Source organism: Agreia sp. (assembly GCF_964263775.1).
Lineage (GTDB): Bacteria > Actinomycetota > Actinomycetes > Actinomycetales > Microbacteriaceae > Agreia.
The window spans coordinates 1-16116 of sequence record NZ_CAXVWM010000031.1; the positions used below are offsets into that span (position 1 = coordinate 1).

At 65.2% G+C, this 16116-nt stretch carries 15 protein-coding genes; 5 read left to right on the forward strand and 10 right to left on the reverse strand.

Going from position 1 to position 16116, the window contains the following annotated elements; translation table 11 throughout:
- Positions 1 to 7 precede the first annotated feature (7 nt).
- On the reverse strand, positions 8 to 895 hold the full coding sequence (locus ACE5CZ_RS02830) for a LysR family transcriptional regulator (protein ID WP_374945849.1): 888 nt from the start codon (positions 893 to 895) through the stop codon (positions 8 to 10).
- Between the two features lie 95 nt (positions 896 to 990).
- Here ACE5CZ_RS02830 and ACE5CZ_RS02835 point away from each other — a divergent pair, with 95 nt between their 5' ends.
- Positions 991 to 1809, forward strand: a complete 819-nt coding sequence (locus ACE5CZ_RS02835; protein WP_374945850.1) for an inositol monophosphatase family protein — start codon at positions 991 to 993, stop codon at positions 1807 to 1809.
- 5 nt (positions 1810 to 1814) lie between these two features.
- Positions 1815 to 2456 (forward strand): NAD(P)-dependent oxidoreductase, encoded by a 642-nt coding sequence (locus tag ACE5CZ_RS02840; RefSeq protein ID WP_374945851.1) that lies wholly within the window; start codon positions 1815 to 1817, stop codon positions 2454 to 2456.
- 11 nt (positions 2457 to 2467) lie between these two features.
- Here ACE5CZ_RS02840 and ACE5CZ_RS02845 read toward each other — a convergent pair whose 3' ends face one another.
- From ACE5CZ_RS02845 to ACE5CZ_RS02865, 5 genes are all read right to left on the reverse strand, one after another.
- Positions 2468 to 3466, reverse strand: coding sequence for an ABC transporter permease (locus ACE5CZ_RS02845; protein WP_374945852.1), 999 nt, complete (start codon positions 3464 to 3466; stop codon positions 2468 to 2470).
- Positions 3463 to 4431 (reverse strand): ABC transporter permease, encoded by a 969-nt coding sequence (locus ACE5CZ_RS02850; RefSeq protein WP_374945853.1) that lies wholly within the window; start codon positions 4429 to 4431, stop codon positions 3463 to 3465. Before ACE5CZ_RS02850 ends, ACE5CZ_RS02845 begins: the two co-directional genes overlap by 4 nt.
- A complete protein-coding gene (locus tag ACE5CZ_RS02855) occupies positions 4428 to 6032 on the reverse strand; it encodes a sugar ABC transporter ATP-binding protein (RefSeq protein WP_374945854.1) in 1605 nt (534 codons plus the stop codon). The genes ACE5CZ_RS02850 and ACE5CZ_RS02855 overlap by 4 nt, the downstream gene beginning before the upstream one ends.
- A gap of 101 nt (positions 6033 to 6133) precedes the next feature.
- On the reverse strand, positions 6134 to 7210 hold the full coding sequence (locus ACE5CZ_RS02860) for an ABC transporter substrate-binding protein (protein ID WP_374945855.1): 1077 nt from the start codon (positions 7208 to 7210) through the stop codon (positions 6134 to 6136).
- A 136-nt stretch (positions 7211 to 7346) separates the two neighbouring features.
- Positions 7347 to 8105: a DeoR/GlpR family DNA-binding transcription regulator gene (locus ACE5CZ_RS02865; RefSeq protein WP_374945856.1), complete on the reverse strand. Its 759-nt coding sequence runs from the start codon at positions 8103 to 8105 to the stop codon at positions 7347 to 7349.
- 130 nt (positions 8106 to 8235) lie between these two features.
- Here ACE5CZ_RS02865 and ACE5CZ_RS02870 point away from each other — a divergent pair, with 130 nt between their 5' ends.
- Positions 8236 to 9282 (forward strand): sodium:calcium antiporter, encoded by a 1047-nt coding sequence (locus ACE5CZ_RS02870; protein ID WP_374945857.1) that lies wholly within the window; start codon positions 8236 to 8238, stop codon positions 9280 to 9282.
- 11 nt (positions 9283 to 9293) lie between these two features.
- On the opposite strand, the gene ACE5CZ_RS02875 is transcribed toward ACE5CZ_RS02870, so the two are convergent.
- The 3 genes from ACE5CZ_RS02875 to ACE5CZ_RS02885 form a co-directional block, all read right to left on the reverse strand.
- Positions 9294 to 10316 (reverse strand): DUF418 domain-containing protein, encoded by a 1023-nt coding sequence (locus ACE5CZ_RS02875; RefSeq protein WP_374945858.1) that lies wholly within the window; start codon positions 10314 to 10316, stop codon positions 9294 to 9296.
- A 100-nt stretch (positions 10317 to 10416) separates the two neighbouring features.
- Positions 10417 to 10743 (reverse strand): antibiotic biosynthesis monooxygenase family protein, encoded by a 327-nt coding sequence (locus ACE5CZ_RS02880; RefSeq protein WP_374945859.1) that lies wholly within the window; start codon positions 10741 to 10743, stop codon positions 10417 to 10419.
- 47 nt (positions 10744 to 10790) lie between these two features.
- Entirely contained in the window at positions 10791 to 11642 is an 852-nt protein-coding gene (locus ACE5CZ_RS02885) for a helix-turn-helix domain-containing protein (protein ID WP_374945860.1), read from the reverse strand.
- A 143-nt stretch (positions 11643 to 11785) separates the two neighbouring features.
- On the opposite strand from ACE5CZ_RS02885, the gene ACE5CZ_RS02890 reads away from it, so the two are divergent.
- Entirely contained in the window at positions 11786 to 12202 is a 417-nt protein-coding gene (locus ACE5CZ_RS02890) for a nuclear transport factor 2 family protein (protein WP_374945861.1), read from the forward strand.
- Positions 12203 to 12262: 60 nt separating this feature from the next.
- Here ACE5CZ_RS02890 and ACE5CZ_RS02895 read toward each other — a convergent pair whose 3' ends face one another.
- Positions 12263 to 12901 (reverse strand): recombinase family protein, encoded by a 639-nt coding sequence (locus ACE5CZ_RS02895; protein ID WP_374945862.1) that lies wholly within the window; start codon positions 12899 to 12901, stop codon positions 12263 to 12265.
- 199 nt (positions 12902 to 13100) lie between these two features.
- Here ACE5CZ_RS02895 and ACE5CZ_RS02900 point away from each other — a divergent pair.
- Positions 13101 to 16116: PA14 domain-containing protein (locus ACE5CZ_RS02900; RefSeq protein ID WP_374945863.1), on the forward strand; the 3016-nt coding region annotated here is incomplete at its 3' end.

Sequence of the window (16116 nt, forward strand, 5' to 3'; positions counted from 1 at the left end):
GCGGCGGTCACGCGAGCATGTCGCCGAGGTGTGCGCTGACCCGGCCCCGGAGCCAGTGATGGGCGGGGTCGTTGTCGTGTCGTCGATGCCAGCTGGCGATGGCGGTCACCGGCTCGAGATCGAGGGGAACCTCGCGAAGAATCACCGGGTTGCTGGTGCCAACGAGTCGCCTGGCAAGCACCGTGATCGCGTCTCCGGCCAGAACGACGTCGAGGGCGATCGCGGCCGACGGCAGACTCGCAGTGACCCGGCGGTGAAGATCGAAGCCGGCGAGCGCCTCATCGATTGCGCCGTGTACGCGCCCGCGTCGAGAAACGACGACATGATCAGCCGCGGCGAACTGCTCGACGCTGAGCGAGCCGTGCTCGGCCAACGGATGCCCCGGGCGCATCACGACGGCGAGGTCGTCGTGGCCGATGGTCGTCGAGCGAATGGATGCCGACACCGACCGCTCGCCGCCGACTTCGATGTCGGCTGTGCCGCGGGCGAGATCGTGCCCGTCGACGGGCTGCTCGCCGAGGAAGACGACCACGACGTGCGGGGCGGTAGACGAGATCTCGGCGAGAAGCGGCGGTGCCAGCGCCGCGATCAGTCCGTCGTTGCCCCTGATCGTGAACGATCGCGTCAACGACGCCAGATCGAGCGGGCCCGGCGGAGCCAACACGGATCGCGTTCGGGCCACGAGATCGCGGACCTCGTCGCGCAGGGCGAGAGCGCGAGCCGTCGGCACCATGTGCCGCCCGTTCCTGACCAGGATGTCGTCTTTCGTGGCCTCTCGAAGACGGCGCAGGGTGTGGCTCATGGCCGGCGGGGTGAGATGGAGTGCGGCGGCGGCACCCTGCACGCTCTCGTGTTCGATGAGCGCGTCGAGGGCGGTGAGCAGGTTGAGATCCACCTGCAGCAGACTAACTTGTCAACTGCAAAAGCTGAACTGGATTCATGAAACAGACGGCCCTACCGTGGAAACACACCCACAGAAAGAGGGCAATCATGTCTGGCAGTTTCGCGAACATCGCATCGTCGATCGAGACAGAGCTCATCACCGAAGTGCAGAAGGTCGCCCGGGAGGCAGGCGAACGGCTTCTCGCTCTGTATTCGCCTGCCGCCAGGCCACGCGATCGCGCCGAGCTGATCACAGCCGCCCGCGCGAACGAGTCGGCGTCCTCCGCAGAACTCCGAGCCGCTCTCGAGCTCATTCGACCGCAGGCTCGCTGGGCCCCCGACCAGTACGAGACCTCCGCGCTCCCCGCCGGTGAATGGTGGGTGGTCGACACGGTCGAAGGAAACGTGAACCACGTGCACGGCCTGCCCGAATGGTGCGTGTCGATCGCGTTGGTCCGCGACGGCGAGCCCGTGCTCGCGGTAGTGCGGCATCCGGTGCCCGACCTCACCTACTCGGCCATCGCAGGAGGCGGGGCGTTCGTGAACGAGACGCCGCTTCGAGTGTCGGAGAAGCGGCATCTCGAGGTCGCGGTCGTCGCTACCGGCCAGGCCGAGGCCGGCCAAGACGGCACATACCGACGCATCGGCGAGTCGATAACGGCGATGCTGGGGGAGGCGCTGCTGGTTCGGACCCAGGTGCCGTCGACATTTCCGATTCTGCTGGTTGCGGCCGGCCACATCGACGCGTTCTGGCAGTACGAGCCGACGTTGCCCGGAGTGGCAGCCGGTGCGCTCTTCGTCTCGGAAGCAGGCGGCGTGGTCACGACGATAGCCGGCGATCCGTGGGCCCCCGGGGCCGACAGCATCCTGTTCGCCGCGCCCGGTGTGCACGCCGCCGCCCGCGATGCGCTTGCGAGAGTCGCATGAGCGGCGTGAACGAATCGCTGCGAATCGTCGTGCTCGGTGCGAGCGGTGCGACGGGCAGCCGGCTGGTCGATGGCGCGCTGGCTCGTGGCTTTGACGTGCACGCGATCGCGCGGGATCCGGCGGGATTCGCGCACGACCCCGACCCGCTCCTCACGGTGCATCGCGGGGATGTCACCGATGCCGACACGATTGCCGCGGCTATCACGCGCGAGAGCGTCGTCGTGTCGGGCCTCGGCGTTCGGTCGAAGCGCGAGGCCGGGGTTCTCACTGCCGGTGCCCTCGCAGTGCTGCACGCCCGGCCCGCGGCTGTCATCTGGCTGGGGGCAGTCGGCACGGGTCGCTCGGCCGCAGCGGTCGGGCGTCTCACGCACCGGATGCTCAGGGCAGGATTCGGGGCGGAGTACGACGACAAGACCACGGCCGACGGACTGATCCTCGACGCGAACTTCACGGTGATCCACTCCGGCCCGCTGAACGACAAGGAGGGCACGGCGTTCGAGGCCGTACCGCTCGCTGCCACGCGTCGGCGCTTCTTTCCCCACTTCGTGTCGCGTGCTGGCGTCGCTCAGCTCATGCTCGACGAGGCGGAGTCCCGCAGGCATCCGGGCGAGATCCTCATTCCGCGGCCCGTGCGCTCGGCTTCGTGATGAATGAGCGTCTACAGGCGCTGCGTTCGCGAGAGCACGGTCTGAATGATGACGACCGCCGCGAGGAAGCCGCCCGACACCACCGACTGCACTGACGACGAGAGCGAACCCACCTGGTTGATGAGGTTCTGGATGACGCTGAGCAGCAATACGCCGGCGACCGTTCCGATGAGGTTCCCGCGTCCGCCGACGAGAAGCGTTCCGCCGATGACGACCGCCGAGATCGCGTTCAGCTCGAGGCCGACGCCCACCGTGGGAACACCCGACGACGAGTACGCCGCGTTGAGCGCTCCGGCGAGCCCGGCGCAGAGACCGCTGATCACGTAGACGCCGAACTTCACCCGGGCGACAGGCAGACCCATGAGGGTCGCAGCGCTTTCGGAGCCGCCCACTGCGAGCACCGACTGGCCACCGCGTGAACGGGCGAGCAGCACCGTGCCGATGACGACCACGACGAGGGCGATGACCACGGGCCAGTGGATGCCGGCGACCGAGTCCTGGCCGAGCGAGATGACGCCCTCGTCGGTGATCAGCGGGGTGGTCGAACCGCCGCTCGTCGACGCGAGCACCAGTCCGCGAACACCGAGCAGCCCGGCCAGCGTCACGATGAACGGTGCCATTTTGCCGTAGGCGATCAGCGCTCCCTGCAGCGCTCCGATGGCGCCGCAGACGACGAGGGGAAGCAGAATCGCACCCGCGAGCCCGAACGTCGATCCGTAGGCGGCGAGCACCCCTCCCAGCGCGAAGACCGAGCCGACCGAGAGGTCGATGCCGCCGGTGAGGATGACGAACGTCATTCCCGACGCCACGATCAACAGGAACGACGACTGGGTGAGGATGTTCGCGAAGTTGCCGCCCGTGGGGAACGTCGGGAACGCGATGCTGCCGACGATGAGCAGGATCACGAGCACCACGGCCGCGCCGTAGCTCTGAAGCAGCCCGGCGAGGCGCTCGCGGGATGCCTGGCTGTCGGTCGTAGGACCGGCTGCGGGTTCGAGTGTGGTGGTCATTTCGTGAAGACCTTTCCGCGCTGGATGTAGACGGCGACCAGGATGATGACGGCCTGCGCGACCTGCGAATAGGCATCCGGAACGTTGTGTTTGATGAGGGTGGCGCTGATGAACTGCAGCAGCAGCGCGCCGGCCACGGTGCCGATCACTTTGACCTGGCCGCCGCTGAGCGGCGTTCCGCCGACGACGACCGCGGTGATCGCCGACAGCTCGATCAGGTTTCCGAGGGTCGAGGGCACGGATGCGCCGAGACGGGCGGTTCCGATCACGCCGGCGACGGCGGCGAGCCCCGCGGCGAGTACGTACGCGAGCAGCAGGATGCGCTTGACCGGCAGTCCGGCGAGCTCGGCTGCCCTGCGGCTGCCTCCAATCGCGATGAGCTGCTTTCCGAACGTGGTCTTGTTGACGAGCAGAGCGACGGCGGCGACGGCGATGATCGCCACGATCACGCTGTAGGGAACGCCGGCCAAGGAGTCGCGACCGAGGGCGAGCACGCCCGGATCGGTCACACTCTTGAGTTGTTCATTCGCGATGAGCAACGCGATTCCCCGGCCCGCGACCATCAGCGACAGCGTCGCCACGATGGGTTGCACTCCGATCAGGGCGACCATCGCTCCGTTCGCGACTCCGATCACGCAGCCCGCGAGCACCGCGATGAGCACGGCGGGCACGAGGCCGTAGCCGATATAGAGGGGAATCATCGCCGCCGCCAGCGCCATGACGGCACCGACCGACAGATCGATGCCCTCCGTGCCGATGACGAGCGCCATGCCCAGTGCCACGATGAGCACCGGCACGACCTGCACGAACTGCGTGCGAAAGTTGTCGATCGCAAAGAAGTTCGGTGTGAAGAAGAGGTTGTAGAGAAGCAGCAGAACGATGGCGATATAGACGCCGTACTTCTGCAGAATGCCGAGCACCACGCCCCGACTGGGCATGGAGACGGTCACGGATGCTTGCGTCATGCGTTGTCCTTCGTAGTCAGGGGGGTGCCGGATGCGGCCGCGGCAGATTCGTCGGCGGCGTCGTCGGCCGAGTCGCCCGCCAGTGCGGCGAGCAAGGAGCGCTCATCGACGTGCTCGCCGGTGAGTTCCGTCTCGATCGAGCCGTCGCGCAGCACGATCACTCGCCCTGATCCCTCGACGACCTCTTCGACCTCGCTCGAGACGAGCACGATTGCAAGGCCTTCGTGGGCGAGTTCATCGATGAGCGACTGCACTTCGGCTTTCGCCCCCACATCGATTCCGCGGGTGGGCTCGTCGAGCAGCAGCACCTTGGGAGTCATGGCGAGCCAGCGCGCGATCATGACCTTCTGCTGGTTTCCGCCCGACAGTTCAGAGACGATCTGATCGGGGCTCGATACCTTGATATGCAGGCGCTTGATGAACACGTCGACCACCGCGTCTTGCTTGCGCTTCGACGTGAACCCGGCTCTCGAGAGCTTCGGCAGCGCGGCGAGCACGATGTTGTCACGCACCGAGAGGTTGGGCACGATGCCCTCGCTCTTGCGGTCTTCGGGAAGCATCACGATGCCCGCCCGGATGGCAGCCGGAACGGAGCCGCTTCGAACGGTCTTGCCGTCTATCGTCACGGAGCCGCGGTCGAGCTGCATCACACCGGACAGTCCCTTGAGGGTCTCCGATCGACCCGATCCGAGAAGCCCGCCGAGGCCCACGACCTCGCCCGGCCGGATCGACAGCGTGATTCCGTCGATCTGGTGCTTGCGGCTGAGGTCGGATGCCTGCAGTACGGGAGGCGCGACGCTTTCGTTGGCCGCGCGGAACGCCGTGAGGCCGCCGCGCTCCACCTTCTCGACGGAGCGTCCGAGCATCAACGAAATGAGTTCGACACGCGGCAGGTCGTGCAGCCCGCCCACGTGCACGACCCGGCCGTCTCGAAGAACCGTGACCCTGTCGCAGACGCGATAGATCTCATCCATTCGGTGCGACACGTAGATGATGGCGATTCCGCGCTCGCGCAGCAGACCGATGACGCGGAACAGCGTCTCGACTTCGCGCGCCTCGAGCGACGAGGTCGGCTCGTCCATGATGACGACGCTGGCGTGGATGCTCACCGCGCGGGCGAGTGCGACCATCTGCTGCACGCCGAGCGCGAGGCTGCGCAGCGGGCGGCGTACGTCGACCTGGATGCCGTACTCGTCGAGCAGGCCGCGGGCGTCGGCGTACATTCGCCGAAAATCGATGAGGCCGAGGCGCGTTCGCGGCTCTCGGCCGAGGTAGATGTTCTGGGCCACGCTCATGAGCGGCACCAGGTTGACCTCTTGGTAGATCGTCGAGACGCCGGACTTCTGCGCGTCGAGGGGCCGGGCGAAGGCGGTCTGCTCGCCGCCCTGCAGAAGCTCGCCCTCGTCGGGCTGGTACACGCCGGTCAGAACTTTGATCAGTGTCGACTTGCCGGCGCCGTTCTCGCCCATCAGTGCGATGCTCTCGCCGGCCCGGATCTGGAAGTCGATCGAATCGAGCGCGGTGACGCCCGCGAACCGTTTCGTCACGGACCGTGCTTCGAGCACGGGCACGCTGGGGGAGGCGGTGGACTCCGTCGTCACGATGGTTTCTCTTCTCTGCAGTGAGTTCGCTGGTGTGAGCGCCGATGTGCCGGCGGAGGGTCTCAGGCCTCCGCCGGCACATCTGGGGTGGTGGGTGCTGCCTAGTAGGCCGAGTTCACCTTGTCGGCCGCGTTGTCGGGGTCGTACTCGCCGTCTTCGATCACGATGTCCTGGCCGACGGGTTCTCCGCCGAGGAATGACTCGATGGTCTTGAACGCGAGGGGGCCGAAGCGGGGGTTCGACTCGATGACTCCGTTGTAGGAGCCCGCGGCGAGCTGCTCGACGGCGTTCTTGGTTCCGTCGATCGAGTAGATCTGGATGTCCTTGCCCGGAACCTTGCCGGCCGCGATGATCGCCGCCTGCGCGCCGAGGCCCATCTCGTCGTTCTCGGCGTAGATGGCCGTGATCTCGGGGTTGGACTGGAGGAGCTGCTCGGTTACGGCCTGGCCCTTGTCGCGAGCGAACTCACCCGTCTGCTGGGCGACGATCTCGATGTCGGGAGCCTTGGCCTCGATCTGGTCGACGAAGCCCTTGGTGCGGTCGGTAGTAACACCGTTGCCCGAGGCGCCGAGGAGGATGGCCACCTTGGCGGTGCCGCCGGTGCCTTCGATGAGCTGGTCGGCGGCGCGCTTGCCCTGCTCGACGAAGTTGGAGCCGAGGAACGAGACGTAGTCTTCGCAGGCGCCGGAGCTGAGCTTGCGGTCGACGGTGATGACCGGGATGTTCTTGTCACGAGCGGCCTTGAGGGCCGGCTCGAGGCCGTCGGAGTTGAGCGGGGCGACGATCAGAATGTCGGCCCCCTGCGAGATCAAGTCCTGGATGTCGGAGATCTGCTTCGACAACGTCGACTGGGCGTTCGTCGTGATGAGCTTCTTCACTCCGATCTTCGCGGCCTCGTCTTTGATGGACTGGGTCTCGGCGATGCGGAAGGGGTTGTCCTCCTTCTCGGACTGCGAGAAGCCGACGGTGGCGTCTTTCAGTTCGATGGCCTCGCCCTTGTAGTCGGCGAGCGAGCAGGTGGGACCGTCGGAGGCCTTGGCCGTCTGCTGCGTGTCGGCAGCGGGGGCGGACGACTCCGACGAGGTGCCTGTATTGGTGCAGCCGCTCAGTCCGAGAGTGAGGGCGGCGACCGCGGCGGCGGTGCTGAGCAGCAGCCGCGACTTTCTAGGTGTACTCATGATGGACAACTTCCTTGTTGATGTGGGTGCAAGATGTTTTGACGGCAGGGAATGCTCAAAACGGAGCATTTCGGAACAGAACCGAAAGCGCTCTGTGAGCATTGTTGCTAAAACCTGTTCAAAAGTCCAGAACCGATTATGCGACATCGACGCGCACACCGAGTGTCCGAAACGATTCGAGATCTGAAGCAGACGTCGACGAGTCTGTCACCACGCGTCCGATCGCGGAAAGCCCCACCGTTTGGATCGCTGATCGAAGACCGAATTTAGTGAAGTCCGCCAAGACCACGACCTCCCGCGCGGCGGCCGCCATGGCGGCATCCGAATCGGCCACGATCATGCTCGGCGTCGAGAGGCCGAAGTCCGAAACGAGTCCGTTTCCCGAGAGGAACGTCTTGTCGGCGTGGATTCCGCGCAGCGTTCGACTGGTCGCTTCGCCCACGAACGCGCGAATGGATGCCCGAAGGGTGCCGCCCGTCATGATGACCTGGTTCTCGGGACTCGACACGAATGTCTCTGCCACCGGCAGTGAATTCGTGACGATGGTCAGGCCGGTGCGCTCGCGGAGCGCCCGGGCGAATGCCTCCGTCGTGGTGCCGGGTCCGACAATCACGACATCTCCGTCGTCGACCAGGCTCGCGGCGAAGCGCCCGATTGCCACTTTCTCGGCCATGGCCTGACCGACCTTCTCGGCGTAGCTGCGCTCTCGGGTCGACTGGTCGGCGACGGCGCCGCCGTGAGTTCGCGTGAGCAGGCCGGCGGCGTGCAGAAAGCCGAGATCGCGGCGGATGGTGACCGACGACGTGTTGAGACGGCGAGCGAGCTCGTTGATCGACACCGCGCCCTCGAGGCGAACGGAGTCGAGAATCAGGTTGCGTCGCTGCGCTGCAATCACCCGGCCATACTACGGACGAAGTTGGCTTTGTGAGCACTTCTGATCGAAATTGCCGCGTTGACCACCACCCCACAAGCGGTTATCCCGACCTGTAGTATTCACTCAAGTCGCGATCACCGGGGAGTCTCAGATGGAGTCGTGGCCGTTGTGGCTTCTCGCTCTGGGATTCGCCGGCGCCGCGGCGGTGGTCTGGGTTGCCGGCATCCAGCTTTCGAAGACAACCCCCGTGCTGGACTCCCGTTTCCACCTCGGCAGTGCACTGGGCGGGTTGATCGTGCTCGCCATCGCGACCAACCTGCCAGAGATCGCCATCACGGTCAGCGCTGCTCTCAACGGCAACCTGGATGTCGCAGTCGGAAACATCCTCGGTGGAATCGCCTTGCAAACCGTCGTGCTCGTCGTGCTCGACGCGATCGGCAAACGAGACAAAGGCGCAAGACCCCTCACCTATCGCGCGGCTTCGCTCGTGCTCGTTCTCGAGGCTGTGGTCGTCGTCGCCGTGCTCGTGGTGGTCGTCGCGGGCACCCAGTTGCCGTCCGACCTCATCCTGTTCGGCATCGCTCCCGGCGGACTTCTGATCGCCGTGCTGTGGATCGTCGGTCTGCTGCTCGTGCGACGCGCGTCGAAGAGTCTTCCGTGGCACGAAAGCGGCAGCGCTCCCGATACCGAACCGGCATCGTCCACACGAGCTCAGACTGGCAAGGCGATGAGCGCCGGTCGAGCGGGGCTCGTGTTCGCCATCTCGGCGATCGCGACGCTGGGCGCGGGCGTGATGCTCGAACGCATCGGCGACGCTGCCGCCTCTCAGATAGGCCTCTCCGGCGTTCTGTTCGGCGCGACGGTGCTTGCCCTGGCGACATCGCTGCCCGAGATCTCGACAGGTCTGCAAGCCATGCGGCAGCGAAACGAGAATCTCGCGATGAGCGACATCTTCGGCGGCAACGCATTCCTGCCCGTCCTGTTTCTCGTCGCCTCTGTGATTTCCGGCACGGCGATTCTTCCTCGAGCGAACGCCAGCGACATCTACCTCACCGCAATCGCCGCACTTCTCACGCTCGTCTACGTCGTCGGCCTGGTCTTCAGACCGGCCAAGCGCATACTGGGAATGGGAATCGACTCGCTCATCGTTCTCGTTTTCTACCTCGTCGGCGTCGCCGGTCTCTTCGCTATCGCGTGAGTTGAACGGCGCTACCGGCGCAAGGGAGTCACCCGCCAGCGCGTCACCATGCGCCAGAGCCACTCGAGCGGGCCCTGTCGGAAGTAGCGAAGCCAGACCCACGATCCTGCCCACTGCACGACAAGAATCGCGAAGCAGCAGAGGAGCGCCGTCGTCCACGACGTGCTGGCGGGAAAGTCGAGCAGCGTGCCGACGGCGAGGAGAAGAAGCGTGGCCGTGACGTAATTCGTCAGTGCCATCCTTCCGAGGTTCGCGAATGCTCCGATCAGCACGTGTCGCAGCGGGGTGCCGAGCAGCACGAGCATACCTGTGACGTACATTCCGGCCATCGCGAGGCCGGCAACACCAGACGACATGTTGAATCCAGAGTTCTCGAGATCGTGCAGCTGCCAGATCAGGGTGGGTATCGAAACGGCCGCAAATAAAATCAACAGCACGATGGGTGTCCGCATCGAGTTGCCAATCTTGTCGACGACCCCGTACCTCACCAGCGCGGAGCCGACAAGGAACATTCCTGGGATGAGGGTGATGCCGCCACCGGCAGCAATTAGGGAGGCAAGGATCAGCACCACCGCCCCGACGGCGGTCACCCACCGCGGCAACCACGAGGCCGGAAGCAGCACGACGAGGGCGACAATCGCATACGGGAGCAGTGCCTCGCCCGGCTGCGCGAATTGGTGAAGCGCGCCGAGCACTCCCAGAAACAACACGCGGCGCAGCAGCAAGACAGATGGGTGGGCGACCTGCCCGGTTGACGAGCGAAGCAGCAGGGCGAAGCTGATTCCGAAAAGCAGGGAGAAGATAGGAAAAAAGCGCTGCTGCACCAAGAGCTGCAGCCAACCGCTCGCATTCGACAGCTGGGCAGGCCCGAGGCCCACCTCCCACCCGAAGTGCGTGACCGGTGCCATATTCACCAAGATGATTCCGCACAGCGCAAAACCTCTCAGCACGTCGAGTTCGACAATGCGACGGCGCGACGTCACGGGGTCAATCGGAGCCGAACTGTCAGTGGAGGTGATGTTGTTGTAGCTCATGCCTCGATTTTTGCCGAAATTCGTACCCTACGCGTCCACCGACCGACTCATCGGCATACGCCGCACCTCATCCCCCAGTGCCATCCCGACCACGGCGGCGTCAGCTGGCGCCGATCGACTCCCGAAGTTCGTAGAAGATCGGATCGAACGACGTCGCAAGGCGAGCGGCGCGGGCCATGTGCTGCTTGACGTCGTCGTTCTGCGTTGCTGCGTCGTAGTCAGCTCGACTGCGCCACTGTGCGTAGTTGGTGACGTGGGTGCGGTCTACGTCGAGATGCAGGTTCGCCGAGATGAATCCCGGCTGATTCTGAAACTGATCGCGTGTGGCACGGGTGAGTTCATCGAGCAGTCTTTCGGCGTCGTCTGGTTCGACGGTGAAAGTATTGATGAGCGTGAGGTAGCCGGCGGTCGGATCGAGCGTGATCATGTTGTGCCTCCTAGAGCGATTAGTTATGGATGACAATTGTTGCGGATCTAAAGAGCGGGCTCGTCGGCGCGGGCCTGCACGGTGAGGGCCAGCGTGTGCAGCGCGGCGTCACCGGGTGAGCCGGGGGCTGCCGTGTAGATGACGAGTCGGGTGTCGCCCTCAGCCGCCGTCAGCACGTCGCAGTCAAGCCATATCTCGCCAAGTTCAGGATGGTCGAGTTGCTTTGCCTCTGCGTTGAAGGGACGCGCCTGCCCCTGTGCCCAGATGGCGGCGAACGCGGCGTTCGACGAAATCATCTCGCGGAGCAGAACTTGCATCCGCGAGTCGGTCGGGTAGCGTGCCGCGGCGATTCTCAGATCCGCCACGACGGAGCGCTGCAGCCGCTCCCGGTACTCCGAGGTGTTGAAGTCGCCATCGGAACCGCCGAGAAACACGGCCCGGACGAGGTTGTAGCCCGGCTGCGATTCGGCCGAGCCGCGGAGCTTCCTCCACATGTCGTTTGCTGCGATGAGGGTCCAGGTCGCGTCGTAGGCAGCGACCGGCGTGCCGTGGAGTCGGTCGATGAGCCTGTGCACGCCCGGAGAGAGAAACTGCGGGACTTCGAGATCGGTCGGCTCAGCATGGCCGGCGAGATGGTGGAGGAGGTTCATTTCGAGACGGGTCAGGTGCAGGGCTCTGCCGATCGCGGCGACAACGTCAGGAGAAGGATTCATCGAGCTGCCCTGCTCGAGGCGCGTCACGTAATCTGCCGACAGGTTCGCGAACGCGGCGAGTTCTTCTCGTCGTAGACCGGGAACCCGGCGTCTGCCACCACCGCGAAGCCCGACCTCTTCGGGCTGTGTGCGTTCGCGCAACTCTCGGAGCCGGGTACCGAAGGTCTCGATGGGGGCGTCCTGCATGAGCACACGATAGCTCAGACACGAGAACGCTAGCTAGCCCTGTCAGTGCCACGAACACCCGGGCATGGGGAATGCGTGACACGTGCCGGAGTCTGGTCAAGGTCCGCAGTCAGCGGGCCCAGACCACACGAAGGGAACCTCTCATGACAGATCAACACGACTCCATTCTCGCTCTTGCAAAGAGCTATTTCGCGATGTGGAGCAACAGCGACTTCGAGGGCGCTCGCGCTCTGCTCGCGGATGACGTCTCCATCGTCCTTCCCAACTCCGGAGGCAGCAGCCCAGAACCCGCCTTCGTCTTCAACGGGGTTGAGAGCGCTGTCGGCTACCTGCAATTCGCGATGAGCATCTTCACCAGCATCACGTTTGACGACGAGCAGTGGTTCGTGTCCGACGACGACCGAACAGTTCATCTGCATGCTCGTGGCGACATGACCACCCGCGACGGCAAGCCGTACACGAACGTCTACGTGTTCCGCATCACTGTCGACGACGGGAAGATCACCCACGTCGACGAGTACACCAACCCGATTATCTGGCAGGACCTCGGCGTCAGCTGAGCAGTTACGCTCGCTGAACCGGACGACGGTGCGTCTTGACAGGCTCGACGAACGGGGGAATCACTCGGTCAGCGGGGGAGTGGGAAAGCGGATCGTGATGTCGTGCGTCGACGCCCCATCGGGCTCCGCTTCCTCGGGGTCCCCGTTCTGCTGCTCGAGCGCGCGATAGACCGTCGCCCGCGAGGTTCCGAGTTGCTGGGCGATCTCTCGCACCGAGGCCCCTTGGTCGCGCAGCATCGCCACCCGCTCGATGTTCGTACCCGACAGGGCACGCGGCCGCCCGCCGACGCGTCCGCGGGCGCGAGCTGCGTAGACGCCCACCATCGTGCGCTCCCGGGTGAGGGTGCGCTCGAGTTCGGTGAACGCGTGCACCACGGTGAGCAGCGCCGCGCCATCCGGCCCGCTCGTGTCGAGGCTCTCGGCCAGCGAGCGCACCCCGACGCCGCGATTGCCGAGCAGCTCAAGCAGTGAGAGAACGTTCGGCAGGGTGCTCGCGAGCCGGTCGAGGCGCCAGATCACGAGCGTATCCTGCGGCCGGATCTGGTCGAGGGCGATGGTGAGTTGGGCCCGGATGGCCGTGGTCGAATTGCCGCTGATGTCTTCGTAGACGCGGGTGACTCCGTGTTGGCGCAGCAGGTCGCGCTGGTACTCCGAGCTGTGTTCGAGCGGCCCGACCCAGACGTACCCGATGTCTGTCATACCGCGTTCACCTCAGCCCACGACCTCGCGTTCCGTGCTTCGACAGGCTGTCGAATAGGGGGAAGCGTATCACTGGGCCTAAACCCGCCACGCGGAGGCGGTGGACTTTTGGACAGGTTTTAGAGACAATCTCTCAGGGCACTGCCAGCATCGTTCTGCCGGGGCCTCTCCTGCTGTTCAATGATGAAAGGCACCAACCATGTCGCACCCTCCCGGACGCAGACCACGAGCCAAGGCCGTGATCTCCGGACTCCTTTGCGCCGCACTGGCCGTTGGAGGCGTTCTCGCTTTCGGCTCCTCTGCCGCCACTGCCGAACCCGCCCCCTCCACAACGCACGGGCTGAAAGGCGAGTACTTTCTGTCGTCGGGCCCCGGTGCCGACGACCTCGCCACCCTCAAGGCGACCCAGCTCGACTCGGCGGTGAACTTCGCCGACCTGAATCCCACCTATCTCGCCCTGACCGGTCGAAACACCGACACGGCAGCGCGGTGGACGGGCCAGCTGCAGCCCGAGTTCTCTGAAAACTACACGTTCTCTGCCATAGGCGACAATGGCTTCCGCGTCTGGATCGACGGCGCCCTCGTGATCGACCACTGGGCCAAGGATTGGGACGTCGAGCAGACGAGCGCTGCGGTGGCCCTGACCGGGGGACAGCGCTACGACATCAAGGTCGAGCAGTTCCAAGAGGCGGGCGGGTCGAACATGTACCTGCGCTGGTCGAGCCCCAGCGTGGCCAAGTCCATCATTCCTGCGTCGGCATATTACGCGCCGGCAGGATTTCCCGAGTTCGTCCTGAACTCCGAACTCTCGACCGACGGCCAGACGGTGACCGTGACGAGCGACCAAGACCTCGCCGGCATCGACGACGCGTTCCTCGCGCACCTCCAGGTGCAGGTCGATAAGCAGGCCTATCCGCTCGACAGCCTCACGGCGGTGGATGCGCGCACCTTCACGATCGACGTCGGCCCCGCGGTCAGCCGTGACGGCACAGCGCGGCTCGTCTACGACGGCCTGGCATCGGCGACCTTCGGCGGCCAGCCGATCGCGAAGTTCGACCTGCCGATCCTCAACCTGTCGACCTACACGATGTCGACCGAGTGGTCAGAACAGGTCGACCCGAACAACCCGCTTCCCGAATACCCGCGCCCGCAACTCGTGCGCGACAAGTGGAAGAACCTCAACGGCCAGTGGGAGTTCGCGGGAGCCGCGGCCGACGCCGCCGTGCCGACCGGGCAGACCCTGCCCGAGACGATCACCGTGCCGTACCCCATCGAGTCCGTGCTCTCGGGCATCGAGCGCCATGAAGACCACATGTTCTACAAGCGCACCATCGAGGTTCCGGCAGACTGGAGCGTCGGTTCCAGTAACCGCCTGCGCCTCAACTTCGGTGCCGTCGACTACGAGTCGACCATCTACCTCAATGGCACCGAGGTCGGCCAGAACACCGGCGGCTACCTGCCGTTCTCAGTCGACCTGACCGACGCGCTCGTGGCAGGATCCGCGCAGGAACTCATCGTGGCGGTCACCGACACGACCGGCAAGAACCAGCCCGTCGGCAAGCAGCGCGCCAACCCGGGCGGCATCTTCTACACGCCGTCCTCCGGCATCTGGCAGACGGTCTGGATGGAGCCGGTTCCCGTCGTCGCCATCGACGCCGTGGTGGCCATCCCCGATCTGGCGGCCGGTGCCGTGAGCGTCACCGTCGATGCGGCCGCCGCATCCGACTCTGACCAGGTGACCCTGACGGTTCGCGAGAAGAACGGCGGCGCCGTCATCGGCACCGGCACCGGCACGGCCGGCGTGAGCATCCCCGTCGCCGTTCCGAACGCGCACCTGTGGAGCCCGGACGACCCCTACCTCTACGACCTCGATGTCGCGATCACCGGTGGCGACACCGCGAAGAGCTACTTCGGAATGCGCTCGATCGAGATCTCCGAGGTCGGAGGCGTGCAGAAGATCACACTGAACGGCAAGCCGGAGTTTCTTCTTGCCACGCTCGACCAGGGTTACTGGCCCGAAAGCCAGTACACCCAGCCCACCGACGCGGCGCTGAAGTTCGACATCCAGAAGACGAAGGATCTCGAGTTCAACACCATCCGCAAGCACATCAAGGTCGAGTCGGCGCGGTTCTACTACTACGCAGACACCCTCGGCCTGATGGTCTGGCAGGACACCATCCCCGGCGACGGAAAGATGACGACGCCGGCGGCTGAGGACGCGTTCGTGCAGTCGATGCACGACATGGTCGACTCCCTCAAGGGGTGGACCTCGATCATCGGCTGGACGGTCTTCAATGAGGGCTGGAGCGAATGGAACACCACCGTCACCGGCCAGATCACAGACTCGATCAAGGCGCAGGACCCGAGCCGACTGGTGAATGCCCGAAGCGGTCTCAACTGTTGCGATCTCCCCGGAGACTCGGGCCGAGGTGACGTGATCGACTGGCACGTGTACCAGGGCCCGGGCTTCCCAGCCCCGGATGCGACGCGTGCCGCCGTCGACGGAGAGCACGGCGGCCTGTCGTTGGTGATTCCCGGACACACCTGGAAGGGCGCATTCAGCCCGTACGGCGGATTCGAGACGTCGGAGGCGCTCACTGCTGCCTACGTGGCCAACACGGCGAAGATGATCGAGCCGGCGCGCACATTCATGTCTGGAGCGGTATATACCCAGATCAGCGACGTCGAGGGCGAGGTGAACGGCTTCTACACCTACGACAGGCGCATTGAGAAGATGGACTTCGCGCAGGTGGCCGCCGTGAACAAGAAGGTCGTCGACGCGGGCAGGCTGGCCGGCTCGACGCCTCCCTCCGCGGGAATCGTCGGCGACGCGAGCTATCCGTTCGACGAGGGAACGGGCACGACCTCGGCTGATGTCTCGGGTCACGGCCACGACCTCAGCCTCAACGGCGGCGCAACGTGGACCGAGGGCACGTCGACCTCGGCCCTGCAGCTGAATGGCACGGGCCAGTACGCCACGACCGGCGGCATCGTCGTGGACACGTCGAAGGACTACACGGTCTCCGCGACCGTGAAGCTCGACAAGATCCCCGCGGCGTGGGCATCCGCAGTCGCGCAGGAGGGTGCTGCCGGGCGCAGCTCGTTCTTCTTGCAGTACGGCGGCGGCGGCTTCGCGTTCAGCACGGTCGATTCGCGAGCGCTCACTCCGATCGTTCCCGAGCTCGGCACGTGGTACCAGCTGACGGGCGTCTTCG